The 15,546-nt window shown below is 34.1% G+C and carries 15 protein-coding genes; 9 read left to right on the forward strand and 6 right to left on the reverse strand.

Annotated elements, in window-relative coordinates; translation table 11 throughout:
- Window positions 1-4: 4 nt before the first annotated feature.
- The 6 genes from CHB72_RS17045 (at window position 5) to cobD (ending at window position 5,622) form a co-directional block, all read left to right on the forward strand.
- Window positions 5-550, forward strand: coding sequence for a cob(I)yrinic acid a,c-diamide adenosyltransferase (locus CHB72_RS17045; RefSeq protein WP_089284083.1), 546 nt, complete (start codon window positions 5-7; stop codon window positions 548-550).
- The gene (gene cobS / locus CHB72_RS17050; protein WP_089284084.1) at window positions 550-1,290 is read left to right on the forward strand and encodes an adenosylcobinamide-GDP ribazoletransferase; all 741 of its coding nucleotides are present in this window, start codon (window positions 550-552) and stop codon (window positions 1,288-1,290) included. The genes CHB72_RS17045 and cobS overlap by 1 nt, the downstream gene beginning before the upstream one ends.
- A gap of 48 nt (window positions 1,291-1,338) precedes the next feature.
- Window positions 1,339-1,995 carry a histidine phosphatase family protein gene (locus CHB72_RS17055; RefSeq protein ID WP_089284085.1) on the forward strand — a complete coding sequence of 219 codons (657 nt, stop codon included), beginning with the start codon at window positions 1,339-1,341 and terminating at the stop codon, window positions 1,993-1,995.
- Window positions 1,996-2,061: 66 nt separating this feature from the next.
- Entirely contained in the window at window positions 2,062-3,588 is a 1,527-nt protein-coding gene (locus tag CHB72_RS17060; RefSeq protein WP_242975171.1) for a cobyric acid synthase, read from the forward strand.
- Between the two features lie 2 nt (window positions 3,589-3,590).
- A complete protein-coding gene (cbiB, locus tag CHB72_RS17065; protein ID WP_089284086.1) occupies window positions 3,591-4,541 on the forward strand; it encodes an adenosylcobinamide-phosphate synthase CbiB in 951 nt (316 codons plus the stop codon).
- Between the two features lies 1 nt (window position 4,542).
- Entirely contained in the window at window positions 4,543-5,622 is a 1,080-nt protein-coding gene (cobD, locus tag CHB72_RS17070; protein WP_089284087.1) for a threonine-phosphate decarboxylase CobD, read from the forward strand.
- Between the two features lie 174 nt (window positions 5,623-5,796).
- Here cobD and CHB72_RS17075 read toward each other — a convergent pair whose 3' ends face one another.
- Window positions 5,797-6,207: a transcriptional regulator PerR gene (locus CHB72_RS17075; RefSeq protein ID WP_089284088.1), complete on the reverse strand. Its 411-nt coding sequence runs from the start codon at window positions 6,205-6,207 to the stop codon at window positions 5,797-5,799.
- 207 nt (window positions 6,208-6,414) lie between these two features.
- On the opposite strand from CHB72_RS17075, the gene CHB72_RS17080 reads away from it, so the two are divergent.
- From CHB72_RS17080 to CHB72_RS17090, 3 genes are all read left to right on the forward strand, one after another.
- Window positions 6,415-7,251: a Cof-type HAD-IIB family hydrolase gene (locus tag CHB72_RS17080; protein WP_089284089.1), complete on the forward strand. Its 837-nt coding sequence runs from the start codon at window positions 6,415-6,417 to the stop codon at window positions 7,249-7,251.
- Window positions 7,252-8,400: a DUF362 domain-containing protein gene (locus CHB72_RS17085; protein WP_089284090.1), complete on the forward strand. Its 1,149-nt coding sequence runs from the start codon at window positions 7,252-7,254 to the stop codon at window positions 8,398-8,400. It begins immediately after the preceding gene.
- A gap of 141 nt (window positions 8,401-8,541) precedes the next feature.
- A complete protein-coding gene (locus CHB72_RS17090; RefSeq protein WP_242975172.1) occupies window positions 8,542-10,326 on the forward strand; it encodes a 5'-nucleotidase C-terminal domain-containing protein in 1,785 nt (594 codons plus the stop codon).
- A gap of 55 nt (window positions 10,327-10,381) precedes the next feature.
- Here the strand turns inward: CHB72_RS17090 and CHB72_RS17095 are convergent, their stop codons facing one another.
- From CHB72_RS17095 to CHB72_RS17115, 5 genes are read right to left on the reverse strand one after another with little or no spacing between them, the layout of a single operon-like run.
- On the reverse strand, window positions 10,382-10,684 hold the full coding sequence (locus CHB72_RS17095; RefSeq protein WP_089284091.1) for a nitrous oxide-stimulated promoter family protein: 303 nt from the start codon (window positions 10,682-10,684) through the stop codon (window positions 10,382-10,384).
- Complete coding sequence (locus tag CHB72_RS17100; RefSeq protein WP_089284092.1) at window positions 10,685-12,349, reverse strand: amino acid ABC transporter ATP-binding/permease protein; 1,665 nt, start codon at window positions 12,347-12,349, stop codon at window positions 10,685-10,687.
- Window positions 12,342-14,084 carry an ABC transporter ATP-binding protein/permease gene (locus tag CHB72_RS17105; protein ID WP_089284093.1) on the reverse strand — a complete coding sequence of 581 codons (1,743 nt, stop codon included), beginning with the start codon at window positions 14,082-14,084 and terminating at the stop codon, window positions 12,342-12,344. Before CHB72_RS17105 ends, CHB72_RS17100 begins: the two co-directional genes overlap by 8 nt.
- Before the next feature lie 32 nt (window positions 14,085-14,116).
- The gene (locus CHB72_RS17110; RefSeq protein WP_089284094.1) at window positions 14,117-14,473 is read right to left on the reverse strand and encodes a YbaN family protein; all 357 of its coding nucleotides are present in this window, start codon (window positions 14,471-14,473) and stop codon (window positions 14,117-14,119) included.
- Between the two features lie 16 nt (window positions 14,474-14,489).
- The gene (locus tag CHB72_RS17115; RefSeq protein WP_176431434.1) at window positions 14,490-15,119 is read right to left on the reverse strand and encodes a Crp/Fnr family transcriptional regulator; all 630 of its coding nucleotides are present in this window, start codon (window positions 15,117-15,119) and stop codon (window positions 14,490-14,492) included.
- Window positions 15,120-15,546 lie beyond the last annotated feature (427 nt).

A 15,546-nucleotide genomic window follows, 5' to 3' on the forward strand; every position in this document is an offset into this window, starting at 1 on the left:
ATAGATGGATACAAAAAAATTAGAAAAGGGTTTAATTCATGTTTATACAGGAAACGGAAAGGGGAAAACAACTGCGGCTTTAGGCCAGGGGGTAAGAACTGCAGGCGCAGGATTTAAAGTATTGATGGTTCAGTTTTTAAAGGGAGATGATACTGGAGAGCTCTATAGTATAGAAAAATTGGCTCCTGATTTCCAATTAATACGTTTTGCAGCCATGAATAAGTTCTATTTCCAGTTAAATGATGAAGAAAAACTGCAGGTTCAACGAAGCGCTAGAGAAGGTCTAGAGGTTGTTAAAAAACACTTAAAGGAAGAAAATTACAACCTTATTATTATGGATGAAATTATGGCAGTGCTATATAATAAGATAGTAGATTTAGCTGAAGTATTGACTATTCTCAAAAATAAGCCTGATCATATTGAAATGGTGTTAACAGGAAGAAATGCACCTGAGGCATTGATCGATATAGCAGATTATGTGACGGAAATGGGAATGGTTAAGCATCCTTTTGAAAAGGGAGTTTACGCTAGAAAAGGAATTGAAAGCTAATGAAGAGGTTTATTTTAACATTACAGTTCTTAACAAGAATAACAGTAGTTAAAGACCTCCCCTATGATCAAGACTTTAAAAAAGGAATAATTTACTTTCCTCTTGTAGGTTTGGTATTGGGCTTAATATTAGCGATTGCCTATAAAGGACTTATATATCTTTTTCCCCCCGTCATTACTAGCAGCCTAATAATAGCCCTCTATGTGGCATTGACTGGAGGGTTGCACCTTGACGGTCTAGGGGATACCTTCGATGGATTTTATAGCAGTCGAACTAGGGAAAGAATGCTGGAAATCATGAAGGATAGTCGATTAGGTACCAATGGCGTTATTGTTATTATATTTTCTTTATTGTTAAAGATTTTTGGGCTGACTACATTGCCACAAGAAAAAGCAGCTTTAGCATTAATTCTTATGCCTGTACTAGGAAGATTAGCCCAAGTCTATGGTGCTTTTCAGTCAAAATATGCTCGAGAAGAGGGGTTAGGCAATATATACATTGACAAAGTTACAGGGCTAGAAGTACTCTCCGCCACTGTAATAGCCAGTATCATAGCTCTACTAGATTGGAGTTCTTTAGCTTTTATCCCAGTATTGTGGATTTTTTCTATCTTATTTAAAGCCCATAGCAAAAAAGTTATTGATGGTATGACAGGGGACACCCTTGGAGCTTTATGTGAGTTGACTGAAGTACTGTATGTACTATTTCTATTAGGATTAGTAAGCCTAAATATTTATTAGTAATTTGCTAAACAAATCGAATTTAAACCTCAATATAGGAGGAAAATCATGACAAAGCTATATTTAGTGAGACATGGAGAAACAAATGAAAATCGAAATAGTAGGTTTTGTGGTTGGATTGATGTGCCTTTAAATGATACTGGAATGGCACAGGCACAAAAACTTGAGGAAGCATTTGAAAATATAACGATAGATGTAATGTATACTAGTAGCTTAAAGCGAGCAAAAGAAACTGCTGCATTCATTAAAGGTAATCTTCAATGTCCGATGCACCATATAGAAAATTTACGAGAATTGCACTTTGGCAGGGCGGAAGGTTTGACAATTGATGAGATTAAGAAATGCCATCCTGAGGTCTATGAGGGATTGGAGAAGGAGTACACTAAAGCTAAGTTTCCTGATGGAGAAAGTCTTGAGGATATGCACCTAAGGGTAACATCTACGGTTGATGAGATACTTCAGCAGCATATAGGTAAAAGCATCTTAATTGTGGCTCATTCTGGAGTAATAAGAAGCACCGTTGCCCATCTAATTACAGGAAATATGAAATATCACTGGAATTTTAAAATAGATCATTGTAGTATAACGATAATTGAAAAGCAAGGGGATTTTTCTGTATTGACGAAGTTAAATGACACCAGTCATTTAACTAATGTAGAACAAGCTAAGGAGGGCAACAAGGATGAAGGACAATTTGTATTGTAAAGAATATGGGACTTCAAACCGTTACCTCAAAAACAGACCTATCAAGAAAACTAGAGGGGTGAAAGCATGAATAGAGGAAAAAATATTATGCTACAGGGGACAGCATCATCGGTAGGAAAGAGTTTATTAACTGCTGCATTGTGTAGAATTTTTCAGCAGGAGGGTCATAAGGTTGTGCCCTTTAAATCACAAAACATGGCATTAAACTCATTTATTACAGAGGAAGGCTTGGAGATGGGAAGAGCCCAAGTTTTTCAGGCGGAGGCTGCTAAGGTAAAGCCTTCAGCATCTATGAATCCTATTCTTTTGAAGCCTACTGGTGACAGCTTTGCCCAAGTAATTATTAAGGGAAAAGTATACAAAAACATGACAGCGGTGGAGTATCATGAATTTAAACCACAGCTAAGAGAGATGATTGGAGAGATCTACGAGGATTTAATTGTCTCCAACGATATTGTCGTGATCGAAGGTGCTGGAAGTCCGGCTGAAATCAATTTGAGAGACAAGGACATTGTAAATATGGGGATGGCGGAAATAGCTGATAGTCCGGTTCTATTGATAGGAGATATTGATAGAGGAGGGGTGTTTGCCTCTCTATATGGAACGATTATGCTGTTGACGGAGGCGGAAAGGAAAAGAGTAAAGGGTATTATCATTAACAAATTCCGGGGTGATAAAAGCATCTTGGAACCGGGATTGAAAATGCTGGAGGATTTGACGGGAGTACCAGTCATAGGGGTAATACCCTACGGAAGCTTTAATATTGAGGATGAAGATAGTGTGACAGACCGATTTAAAAGAAGCATCAATGCAGAGGGAAAAATTACAGTAGAGGTTATTCATCTGCCTCATATTTCTAACTTCACGGATTTTCATGTTTTTGAAACAATACCAGATGTACATATTCGCTACATATCTAATGGAGATACTGTAGGAAATCCTGATATCATTATTATCCCTGGTTCCAAAAATACGATTTCTGATTTAAAGTACATAAGAGAAAGTGGCTTGGAAAAAGAGATTTTAAGGGCACATCAAAAAGGTAGCTTAGTTTTTGGAATTTGCGGTGGTTATCAAATATTAGGCAAAAAAGTTCTAGATCCTAATGGCGTAGAAAGTAATATGCCTGAGATGAAGGGGCTTGGATTATTGGATGTGGAGACTAGTTTTGAAGGTGAAAAGGTAACTACTCAAGTAGAGGGAGAAATTCTATTTGAAGATCAAAACCTACTAAAAAATTGTGTAAACAATAGAATAAAAGGCTATGAAATACATATGGGAAGAACAGAGCTAGGGGAGGATGTAAAGCCTTTCATAGAAATTAATAAAAAGCTAGGGAAAGAAGTAAAATATTTTGATGGGGCCGTTAATAGAGAAGGACGTGTCTTTGGTACCTATATTCATGGAATATTTGATGAAATAAGCTTTACTGAAAAAATTATTGCCAATATAATGAAGGAGAAAGGTTTAACTCCCTCTAGCTATCAACAGATTTCTTTAGAAGAGTATAAAGACAGAGAATATGATAAGCTAGCTAAGCTGGTAAAGGAAAATATTGATATGAAAAAAGTCTATCAAATAATGGAGGAATAAGGTTGAAGATTCTATTAAGCGCATATGTATTAGACCTTCTATTGGGGGATCCACAGGGATTCCCCCATCCTGTCCGTTTCATTGGCAATTTGATTACATATTTAGAGAAAAAGCTTTTAAGACTAGAAAAAAGTCATAGATATCAATTTTTCATGGGAATACTTTTAACAGTGACTGTTGTTTCGATTACTTATCTTATTACCTTTCTTATCATTGGTTTAGCTTATTCTGTCCACAACTATTTAGGTATATTTATATCAATTATTTTAGGCTATACTGTGCTGGCTACAAAAAGTCTAGATACAGAAACAAGAAAGGTGTATAAAAAATTAGAAAATGCTACAATTGAAGAGGCTAGGGTAGCTTTATCCTATATTGTAGGTAGAGAAACAAAGGATTTAGAAGAAAAAGAAATAGTAAGAGCAACTGTTGAAACTGTTGGCGAAAACATTTCAGACGGGATCATTGCACCTATCTTTTATTTTTTTCTAGGGGGGGTTCCTCTAGCAATGGCCTATAAGGCCATCAACACTTTAGATTCCATGGTAGGTTATAAAAATGATAAATATCTGTATTTTGGAAGGTTTTCTGCAAAGTTGGATGATGTTGTAAATTATATACCAGCCAGATTGACAGCAATCTTTATTGTAGCAGCTGCCTTCGTTAGAAAAAGAGATTATAAGCACTCGATACAAATGATTATCCGAGATAAAGGAAATCATAATAGTCCCAATGCAGGCTATCCTGAAGCAGCAGTAGCAGGAGCCTTGAAAATACAGCTTGGAGGGATCAATAAATACTTTGGCAAAGAGGTATATAAACCAACCATTGGTAACGCCTTAGTAGAGTTGAATAGAAAACATATTATCGAAACCATTGATTTAATGTACTGGACTTCTGCAGTAGCTATTATTCTTTTTACAATATTTAAAATTTTGTTGGGGGACATATAAAATGACACATGGTGGAAACATATTTGAGATACAAAGAACGCGTAATATTGATAAAAGAAACCTTTTAGATTTTAGTGCAAATATCAATCCATTAGGGGTACCTGAAACCTTAGCAACGATTATAAGGAATAGAATTCAAGATCTTCAATACTATCCAGATATAGACTATCATGATTTAAAGTCTGCTATTTCTCAATACTATTCTGTTGAAAAAGGGCATGTTTTTCTAGGAAACGGTGCGGCACAAGTTATTTTTGATACAATACATACAATAGAACCTAAAAAAACTATTATTTTGGCCCCAACCTTTAGTGAATATGAGAGAGCCTTAAAAGCTATTGATAGTGATGTTGTCAAGCACTCTTTGAGGGAAGAGGATAACTTTGATTTAAACGTTGAAGAATTAATGAAATCAATTGATGATTCTGTAGATCTAGTCGTTCTATGTAATCCGAATAATCCTACCAGTAGATTAATTGAGATAAAAGAGCTTAAACAAATATTAGCAGAATGTAAGAAACATCACGCTTATTTAATGATCGATGAAGCCTTCATGGATTTTGTTGAGGAACAGCAGCTTTATAGTATGCTGCGACACTACAGAAATGAGGAGTATTTAATTATTGTTAGAGCCTTTACAAAGTTTTATGGAATTCCGGGATTGAGATTAGGCTTTGGATTATGTTGGAATGACAATTTATTAAAAGCTATACAAGAAAAAATGTTGCCATGGAGTTTAAACACCTTTGCAGGGTATTTTGGTGAGGTACTGTTATCGGAAGAAGAATATGTAGAAAAAACCCATCAATGGCTCAAAAAAGAAAAAAGAAGATTTATAGAAGAACTACACAAAATAGAGGAGATAAAAGCATTTACACCTTCAGTAAACTTCATTTTATTAAAAATAGAGAAATATAATCTAACGGTGGATGTGTTAAAAGAGAAGCTTTTAGATAAAAATATTTTGATAAGAGATTGTAGTAATTTTACAAACCTAAATAAAAAGTTCTTCAGAGTAGCCATTAAAAATCCACAAGATAATAATGCGCTCATTAAAGCATTAAGAGAGATAAGCAGATGATCAAAAGTAGATGACCAAAAGTAGATGACCAAAATCTATGATTTTGTGTCAGTCACTTTCACACAGTGCAATCTATGATTTTGTGTCAGTCACTTTCACACAGTGCAATCTATGATTTTGTGTCAGTCACTTATACAAGGTAAAAAAACAATAGACACTTGAATTCACAAGTGTCTATGACGCGCATTTGGAACATGTCCCGTAAAAGCATAATTGCTGGTTTGAAATTTTGTAATTTGTTAAACTTTCTACCCTCTTGGGTAAATGAGCAAAGAATTCATTATCCAAATCCTCAACTCTTTGGCACACAGTACATACTACATGGGGATGACTAGTGGTGTTGAAATCATAACGAAAACTGTTTTCTCCAATGTTAATAACTTTTACCAGTCCTAGGCTAGCAAATAGCTCTAAAGATTTATATACAGTGGCTAAACTAATAGTTGGATATGTAGGAGCCAACATTTTATATATTGCTTCAGCATTAGGATGGTCATGGTTTTCCCTTACAGCATGGTAAATGGCTATTCGTTGAGGTGTAATCTTGCAATTATGGTTTTTTAACAATTTTATTAACGTATCCATAGTCTTTTATCCCCCTAAATTTGATACATTCTTATTTAGAAATATATATTAATTATATGATAATGTTAATAATTTGTCAAATAGAAGATGCCTTATTTTGATAAAAGTTGTATAAACTAATCTATTCTCATAAAACATAACATCATAATACGATTCAAAAGAGATAAAATATAAAAATATAAGAAAAAGACAATAAGGAGAGGTAATATGAAATATAAACTAATCGTAGTAGATATGGATGGAACACTATTAAATAACCACCATGATGTTAGTCAAGAAAATAAAGCTGCTATAAAGGAAGCAATAAATAAAGGAATAAAGGTTGCCATTGCTACTGGAAGAATCTATACTTCTGCCAGATATTTTGCAAAACTAGTGGGGACAACTACCCCGATTATTGCATGTAATGGGGCTCTGATAAAAAATCATCATAATGATGAAATTATTTATTGTAATACAATGAATAAAGAGGATGTAATAGCAATCATAGAAACCTGTAAAAAACATGACATATACTTTCAGTTCTATGATCAAGAGAATTTCTATACGGAAGAGATAAAGCATAGTTCATTGAAGTACCATGAGTGGAACTTAAAACAAAAAGAAGAAGATCAAATTCATATTGTTCACCTAGAAAATGCTGCAGAATACTTAAAAACCAATGACATCCAGGTGTTAAAGTTTGTTGTAATGGACGAAAACCTTCATAAACTAGAACAGGTTAGAAAGGAAATAGCTCAATTAGATACTATAGAAATTGTAAAATCTTGGTTTAATAACATTGAAATTATGAATAAGGATGTTTCAAAGGGAGAGGCTATCGAGGCATTAGGAAAAATCTTAGAAATTGAAAAAAGTCAAATCATTGCTTTTGGGGATAATTACAATGATCTTTCTATGAAGAATTATGCTGAGACCTTTGTTGCCATGGGAAATGGTGAAGATTATGTATTGCAGAAGGCGGATTATATCACTGATACTAATGATGAAGATGGGGTAGCAAAGGGGATTAGAAGAATTGTATTTGAGGAGGCAGATGCTTAAATGAATATTGTTTCCCTCACTAAATGCGAAGACTATGATTATGAGAAAGTGAAAACGGCAATTGAGGAAAGCATTGTTCATCTAGGTGGATTAGAGAAATATATAGGTAAAGGACAAAAGGTTTTATTAAAAATTAATTTATTAATGAAAAAGAAACCAGAAGAGGCTACCACTACTCACCCTGTATTTGTTAAGGCATTAGGAAATATATTAAAAGAATATGGTTGTGAAGTCCTTATTGGAGATAGTCCTGGCGGTCCTTTTACAGAAAGAGCCCTTAAAGGCGTATATAAGGTTTGTGGGATAGAGAAAATTTCTGAGGAGAGTGGTTTTATATTAAACTATAATACCAATGAGTATGAAGATCATCATCCTGATGGACTACTATTAAAGAAAATTAATGCGATAGAGGTATTAAAGGAAGTGGATGTAGTTATTTCAGTTTCTAAACTGAAAACCCATGGTATGGCGTTATTCACTGGAGCGGTTAAAAATCTATTTGGTATCATTCCAGGACTACAAAAAGTAGAGTATCATTTCAAAATGCCAGATATTAAAGATTTTTCTAATATGCTAGTGGATATTTGCCTATATGCTAAGCCAGTTTTATCTTTTATGGATGGAATCGTTGGCATGGAGGGAGAAGGCCCTTCTGCTGGAAACCCTAGAAAAATTGGTGCTGTTATTGCCTCAAATAGCCCCTACTATTTGGATGTAGTTGCTTCTCAATTAATAGGAATTTACCCTCCAGATATTCCTACTGTTAAGCGCTGTATCGAAAGAGGTATTGTCAATGAAACCTTAGATGATTACAGTTTAGAGGGGGTTTCTATACAAGAATGTAGTGTGGAAGATTTTAAGTACCCAAATATAACCAGTATTAATTTTTTCAAGGGTAGAGTCCCTACCTTTTTAGAAAACTATTTGCTTGGATTGTGTCAGCCAAAACCTATTTTTCAGCATGAAGATTGTATAGGCTGTAGAGATTGTGAGGTAAGCTGCCCACCCAAGGCTATCACTATGGAAGAAAAAAGGCCTTATGTAGATTTGCAAAAATGTATCCGATGTTTTTGCTGCCATGAGCTTTGCCCTAAAAAAGCTGTAGAAATAAAACGACCGAAAATAATTGGAAGATTAATGAGATGGTAGACATCTATTTTCAGAATAATAACAGAAATTTTACAATTTACTAATAAAAAAAGCAGGAAAATCCTCCATAATATTGAAATAATTATAAAGTCATCTATTATTTATAGAAGAATGGTTTAAAAAATCAAGGGAGGAAAAAAGATGAAGAAGTATAACATGAAGAAGGTGTTTGTCACTATACTAATCTTTACTATGTTGTTTACAACCATGAGTTTATTTAGCTATGGCGAAACAGCTGGAGCAACAACCATTACTATTTTACACACCAACGATATTCATGGTAGAGTTTTGGAAGATGCCTATGATGGTATGGGGTTTGGTAAAATTGCCACACTAGTAAAAGAGTTCAAAGAGGTAAATCCCAATACATTGTTGTTGGACGCCGGAGATACCTTCCATGGACTGTCAATCGCTACTAGTGTAGAGGGAGAAAGTATAGCAACGATTATGAATGCCATTGGTTATGATGCAATGGCGGCAGGAAATCATGATTTTAACTATGGACAGGCAAGACTAGTGGAATTAAACGAAATGACAGAATTTCCAATTATGGCTGCCAATGTTAAAAAAGCTAACGGAGAGAACCTATTAGAGTCTTATGTAATTAAGGATGTTGACGGGGTGAAGATAGGCATATTTGGTTTAGCAACACCTGAAACCCTGTTTAAATCCCATCCTAAAGGAGTAGAGGGGCTAAAATTTGACGATCCTGTGGAAACAGCATTGAAAATGGTAGCAGCACTAGAAGATAAAGTAGACATTATCATTGCACTTGGTCATGTAGGAATCGACGAAGAAAGTGTAGATACCAGTGTAAAGGTTATAGAAGAAGTTCCTGGAATTGATGTATTTGTTGATGGACATAGCCATTCTGTATTGGAAGAGGGAAAAGTAGTAGGAGATACATTACTAGTAAGTGCTGGAGAATATGGAAAATATCTTGGCGTTGTTGAACTAGTCATAGAAGATGGTAGTTTAATATCTAAAAAAGCCAATTTAATTTCTAAAGAAGAAGCAGCGGAAGTTGAAGAAGATGAAGCCATCATGGAAATTGTTCATGAAATTAATGAAATAGTGGAAGAAGTCATGAATGAAGTGGTTGGTGAAACTGCTGTTACCCTTGATGGTGAAAGAGAACAGGTAAGAGCAGGGGAAACCAACTTAGGCAACCTCATTACCGATGTATTTATTGAAGCTACTGGTGCAGATGTAGCTTTAACCAATGGTGGAGGAATCCGTGCATCTATAGAAGCAGGGGAAATAACCAGAAAAGACATTATCACTGTTTTTCCATTTGGTAATTCTCTTGAAGTGAAAAAGGTAACTGGAGAAATAATCAAAGAGGCATTAGAGCTTGGTACAGATGCTTACCCTGAACCAAAGGGAGCTTTTCCTCAAGTAGCAGGTATGAGTTATAAAATAGATTTAAATAAACCTGTAGGGGATCGTATTGTTGATATCATGGTTAATGGATCAGCATTAGAGATGGATAAAGAGTATACTTTAGCCACCAATGATTTTATTGCAGCTGGTGGTGATGGATATACTATGATTCAAGCCACTCCAACAACCAGAAGATTAATGGCAATGGATGAAGCTTTAATTGCTTATATTAACGAAGAAGGAGTAATCGCCCCAGCGGTAGAAGGAAGAATCACTGTGGTAGAGCTTAGGGAAGAAGAAGTACAAGAAGTAGTAGAAGAAGTGGGTGGAGTAGATCCAATTCTTGAGGAAACAGTTGTAGAAGAACCTCACAAGGAAGAAGTAAAAGAAGAAGTTACTACAATTATATATGTTGTTCAGCCAGGAGACTGGTTATCTAAAATAGCTATTAAATATAATACTTCTTGGGAACACCTACAAGAGATTAATGGAATTAAAAATCCTAACTTGATTTTTCCAGGACAAGAGATTGTAATCTATTAATTAATAATAAAAATGCGGCTCCTTTAAAGAGCCGCATTTTTGTATAAAGCATTGTTCAGCCCATGGCACTGGACAAAAGATGTTTTAAAGCTATAATGGGATGATGAAAAAGCATTTTTGGACCACTAAAGGCCATAACTCTTCTAATTTGGTCTTTATGTGTTTTTTGATAACAAGGGGTAGGACATTTATTGCAAAATGATTTGTTCTCTCCATATCTACAACGACTTAAGCGATTTAGTGCATAGTTTTGAAGTTGTTGACATTCATCACATAGTCGCTCTTGGTGATGATGCTTAAGGCAGTATATTCTGATCATACATACTATAACTCGTTTTTCATTTTCTATCCTATTCATTTAAGATACTCTCCTACTATTAAAATGATAAATTTTATCTGCAATACTTAGGGTTGAAGGTCTATGACTAACCAAGATAATGGTTTTATTCTGACTATGGTTTTTAAGAGATTTTAAAATAATATTTTCGTTCAAACTATCAAGGTTGCTCGTTGGTTCATCTAAAAGGATAACTTTACCAGCATGCAAGAAAGCTCTTGCTAACCCAAGTCTTTGGCGCTCACCGCTAGACAGATTATCTCCAAGTTCTCCAACCTGAGTTTGAAAACCCTCGGGAAGATTCATAATGAAATCATAAATATTTGCTTTTTTAGAAGCGGATATGATTTCATCCATTGTTGCGTCACGCTTAGCAACACGTAAATTCTCCTCAATTGTACTATTGAACAAATAAGTGCTTTGAGTAACATAGGCTATTGTGCTCCTTAAACTGGAGGTATTAATATATTTGATAGAATCACCACCAAATTTAATACTTCCCTCTTGAACATCATAAAAGCGCATTAACAATTTCAAAAGGGTGGATTTGCCACATCCACTTTTCCCAAGAATACCAATGATTTGGTTTTTATTAAGTTCTAAATTTAGATTATTTAGAATAACCTCATCTTCATAAGCAAAATTGACATTTTTAAGCGTAATATCGGTATTTCTTACAGCCGCACCAGTTGTAACTTTTTTAATAACCTCTTCTTCTTCTAAAAGTGCTAAGACACGTTCACCGCTAGCAAAGGTTTGGAGCAGGTTATTAGATAAATTGCTAAGCGCTATGACGGGGCCATAAGAGCTTATAAGTGTAATGAAGGATATTAAAAAAGAAGCAAAGGATATGTATCCATAAATACATAGTATACTTCCTACAAACAGCATTATTGTAGAAAAACTTAAAATGGTAGCCTCCATAATAGCACGCGTCCTGCCTTCGTGCTTTTTTAAGTTTTCAATACTTTTGTTGGCTTGTATACTTTTTTCATTAATAATAGATTTTCTTCTCTCACCGTCCTCAAAGAGAATAATTTCTCTGATACCCCGTAAAGATTGTAAAAAGTAGGAATTCATATCCCCTACCTCATGTCTGTAATTCCGACCGTGTTCCCTAGTAGCTTTAGCTGTAGTAAAAGGAATGATAAAGCCAATTGTTATATAGGCTAACAAAGCAATAAATCCTAAAACAAAAGATTCATACCCTATGATAAATAGCAAAATGCTACAGGTAAGAATGGCAATGACAATCGGAGCAATAGTATGTGCATAGAAAACCTCTAATTGTTCTATATCAGATGTAATAAGGGAGATAAGTTGACCGCTATCTCTACCATCAACTTTAGCAGGAGCTAATCTCCGGAGGGTCTTAAAAACCTTATCACGAATGAATGCCAAAAGCTTAAAAGCAATATAATGACCAGAGAATTGTTCTAAGTAGCGTAAAATCCCTCGGGCAAAAGCAATAATTAAAAGAGTAAAAGATATATGGTAAAGAGAAGGAAACCACTCCATAATGAAAAAACCAAGAATATGTAAAATTCCTATAGTAGCTACCACGGTTATTCCAATGGCTGCAAGAAATCCAAGGGTACCCATTAAAATTGTAATCATCATGATACCAGCAAAAGGTTTGACTAAAGTAATTAATTTTGCCATAATACTTATTCCAGTTTTACGCACATTGTGTCCCTCCAGTAAAAAGATTTTCTAGTTCTTTTTGTTCTGTATATAGATGACTGTAAATACCATTTTGTTTTAACAATTCCTCATGTTTACCCTCTTCTACAAGGCGTCCACCTTTCAAGACAAAGATAACATCACTATCAATGTGATGGGTAAGGCGATGAGAAATCAGGATGATTGTTTTAGTATCAGAAAGCTCCTTTATAACATGATAAATAACATTTTCACTCTCTGCATCGATATTTGACGTAGCTTCATCAAATACATAAATGCTAGCATCGTGTAAAAGTCCTCTCGCAAGAGCCAGTCTTTGGGCTTGCCCCCCTGAAAGATTAGAAGCATTTTCTAAAAGCATAAAGTCAAGACCTCCATTTGCTATGACGAAATCATAAAGATTTACTTTTTTCAAAACATTATAAAGGGCTTCAGTGGGGGCCGTTTTATTTGCTATGATTAAGTTTTCAAAAACAGTTCCTTTAAAAAGATAATTTTCATGTTTAATGATACACATATTTTTCATAATAGATTTTTCACAAATGCCATTAATAGGCATGTTATTAATGGTAATGGAGCCTTTAAAATTTTTGTTAAATCCAATCAAAAGAGAGGCAATGGTTGATTTGCCAGAACCTGATTCTCCTACAATTGAGGTAAGAGAATTGCAAGGAATTTTAAGAGAAATATCTTTGAGGATAAAGGCTTCTTCGTTATAACCAAAACTTAAATTTGAGATTTCTATATTGCCATTTACAAAATCCTGTTGCGGTTTTTTGACGGTTTTTTCTTCCAATTCCAATAGACTAAAAATATTGGATGCGGCAGCCATGCCGTTCATAGCCACATGAAAAAAAGAACCTAAAAGACGTAGTGGGATAAAAAATTCACTTGAAAGCAAGATTAAAGCAATCGCTTGGGCTAAAGTAATGGTATGACGATTAAACTCAATCAGGGTAAAGATTATGCCTATAGCAGCTCCACCATAGGCAATTAAATCCATTAAAGTTATAGAATTAAGCTGCATGGTAAGTACTTTCATTGTAATTTTTCTAAAATCTTCTGCTTCTTGGTTCATTTTTTTGTTATGATAGCCATCATCGCCATAAATTTTTAAGGTAACCAGACCTCCAAGATTATCAAGGAAGCTGTCACCAAGACTCGTATAAGAAGACCAATATTTATGAAAAAGTTTTTTGCTTAATTTGTTAATAGAGATGATAGAAATAGGTATTAAAGGGACACAAATTAATAAAACCAGAGAAACTTTGAGATTTATGAAGGATAGAACTAAAAAGAGGGTTAAAGGGGCTGCAATACTGTAAAAAAGCTGAGGCAAATACTTACTAAAGTAGATCTCGATTTGTTCGACTCCTTCACCAGCCATCTGAATGACATGAGAAGTTGATATTTTTTCATTGTAACTAATACCTAATTGCAACAACTTATTGTAAATAAGTAAGCGAAGCTTATTCTTAACTTCGCTGCTTGCCAGATAGGAATAATTTGTAGACTTCATTGCCGACACATATCGAAGAATGACTGACAGCGAAATAACGAGAAAGGTCATAAGGATATGTAGGGGTGTAATGGTTTTATTAAATAAATTTTCAATAAAATAAGCGATTGAAAAAATAGCTAGTATATTGAATAATAAACTAATCCAGTTACTAAAAGCAATAAGGGTAATATATTTTATACTTGAGGGTATTAAAGCGATAAGTTTCTTATTAATCATTATAAATAAAATGCCTCCTTGTAAGATATTGATCAAATCGTTTTAATTTTAAAAACAAAATAGTAATATTTAAAGATATATAGAAAAATAATAAATATTCTCATAACCATATGGTTGATTAAAATCAGTGGAAAAAGCAGCATGGTAGATGCAGTAGCAAGTAAAGAAATTTTTGTTTTCAAAGACATAGATCTATTTTTAACAAAATCATCTAGATGTTTTTTATACAGAGAGGTATTGGTAAACCAATGATGAAACCTTTTAGATCCTTTAGAAAAGCAAAAAGACGTAAGGAGCAAAAAGGGAGTTGTAGGAAGAACAGGCAAAACAATACCAATCAAACCTAGTACAAGTGATATTCCACCGATAGTTAAATAAAATATTTTCATAAAGAACCTCCAATCTCTACTGCTTTGATAATCGGTCTACATCATAAATTTTAAAAGAATTTCTGTAATAATCAATCATTCCCTCCTTTTTAAACTCGGCTAGTATTTTTGAAACAGCAGGACGAGTCGCATTAAGATACTTCGCCATTTCTGCTCTACTCAATTCAATTGTAAATAAATTCTGTCCATGGTTATAGTAGTGATCAAGCAATAGTGTGGCAATTCGTTTCTTCAGAGAAAGAATACGGATATAATCTACTTGAGCGTTTAATAAAAAACTGCGATTTGCAACTGTCTTAATAATATTTAAGAAAAATTTACTTCTAAAGGTACTTGTATTTTTGTCCATGTAAAAAAGTTCAGTACTATTGATATATAGAAGGATGGATTTTTCTAAAGTTTCAATACCATAAGGCGTAGTAGTGGACCCAGAACATATAATATCCTCACCAAAAGTATCATAAGTCTCAAGTGTATGTATAGAAGCAATATCCCCAGTAATATGCTTTCTAACAATTTGGACTTTACCCTTAAGAATAATGCCAATTGTAGAGAAGGTTTCATTTTGTGAGCATATACAATTTCTTTCTGGGTGTTTTCGCACTAGAGTATCCATACTAGATAAAGTTTGTGAGATTTCATCCATGGACATCCCCCTAAATAAGGAGACGTTTTGAAGAGCTTCAATATATTGCATCAACATGTATTCACCTCATTTGTACTAAAATTTTTTTTAAAAATTCAACATACTTTATAAAAAATTTTATCATAAAACTAGACAAATGAAAATAATTTTAATATGATAAGTATTATCAAATGATGATTTTTATCAAATGACGTATTCGAGGATACGTAATGGTCTTTTACGGGTTGACACGTTTTTAAAAGCAATGGTACATTTTAAGTGTTAGCATAGTCTATGGGTAACTAACTACAGAACTTAAGCAGATGACTGAAATCTATGATTTCATGGCAGTCGCTTATACAAGGTGAAATTTTGATATACTAAGGGCTATATTTGCAGCCCATGGTTTTGAGCGAAACCGTAGATCGTGTATATCAAAATTAAAGTT

It is taken from the genome of Anaerovirgula multivorans (assembly GCF_900188145.1).
Taxonomy (GTDB): Bacteria; Bacillota; Clostridia; order Peptostreptococcales; family Natronincolaceae; genus Anaerovirgula; species Anaerovirgula multivorans.

Bases quoted from the DNA above. Each gene is read 5' to 3' on its own strand.
- CHB72_RS17110 (WP_089284094.1), bottom strand. From the start codon at position 14,473: ATGAAAATATTTTATTTAACTATCGGTGGAATATCACTTGTACTAGGT.
- CHB72_RS17085 (WP_089284090.1), top strand. From the start codon at position 7,252: ATGAATATTGTTTCCCTCACTAAATGCGAAGACTATGATTATGAGAAA.
- CHB72_RS17055 (WP_089284085.1), top strand. From the start codon at position 1,339: ATGACAAAGCTATATTTAGTGAGACATGGAGAAACAAATGAAAATCGA.
- cobS (WP_089284084.1), top strand. From the start codon at position 550: ATGAAGAGGTTTATTTTAACATTACAGTTCTTAACAAGAATAACAGTA.
- CHB72_RS17075 (WP_089284088.1), bottom strand. From the start codon at position 6,207: ATGGATACGTTAATAAAATTGTTAAAAAACCATAATTGCAAGATTACA.
- CHB72_RS17060 (WP_242975171.1), top strand. From the start codon at position 2,062: ATGAATAGAGGAAAAAATATTATGCTACAGGGGACAGCATCATCGGTA.
- CHB72_RS17115 (WP_176431434.1), bottom strand. From the start codon at position 15,119: ATGGATGAAATCTCACAAACTTTATCTAGTATGGATACTCTAGTGCGA.
- CHB72_RS17045 (WP_089284083.1), top strand. From the start codon at position 5: ATGGATACAAAAAAATTAGAAAAGGGTTTAATTCATGTTTATACAGGA.
- CHB72_RS17090 (WP_242975172.1), top strand. From the start codon at position 8,542: ATGAAGAAGTATAACATGAAGAAGGTGTTTGTCACTATACTAATCTTT.
- CHB72_RS17105 (WP_089284093.1), bottom strand. From the start codon at position 14,084: ATGATTAATAAGAAACTTATCGCTTTAATACCCTCAAGTATAAAATAT.
- CHB72_RS17080 (WP_089284089.1), top strand. From the start codon at position 6,415: ATGAAATATAAACTAATCGTAGTAGATATGGATGGAACACTATTAAAT.
- cobD (WP_089284087.1), top strand. From the start codon at position 4,543: ATGACACATGGTGGAAACATATTTGAGATACAAAGAACGCGTAATATT.
- CHB72_RS17095 (WP_089284091.1), bottom strand. From the start codon at position 10,684: ATGAATAGGATAGAAAATGAAAAACGAGTTATAGTATGTATGATCAGA.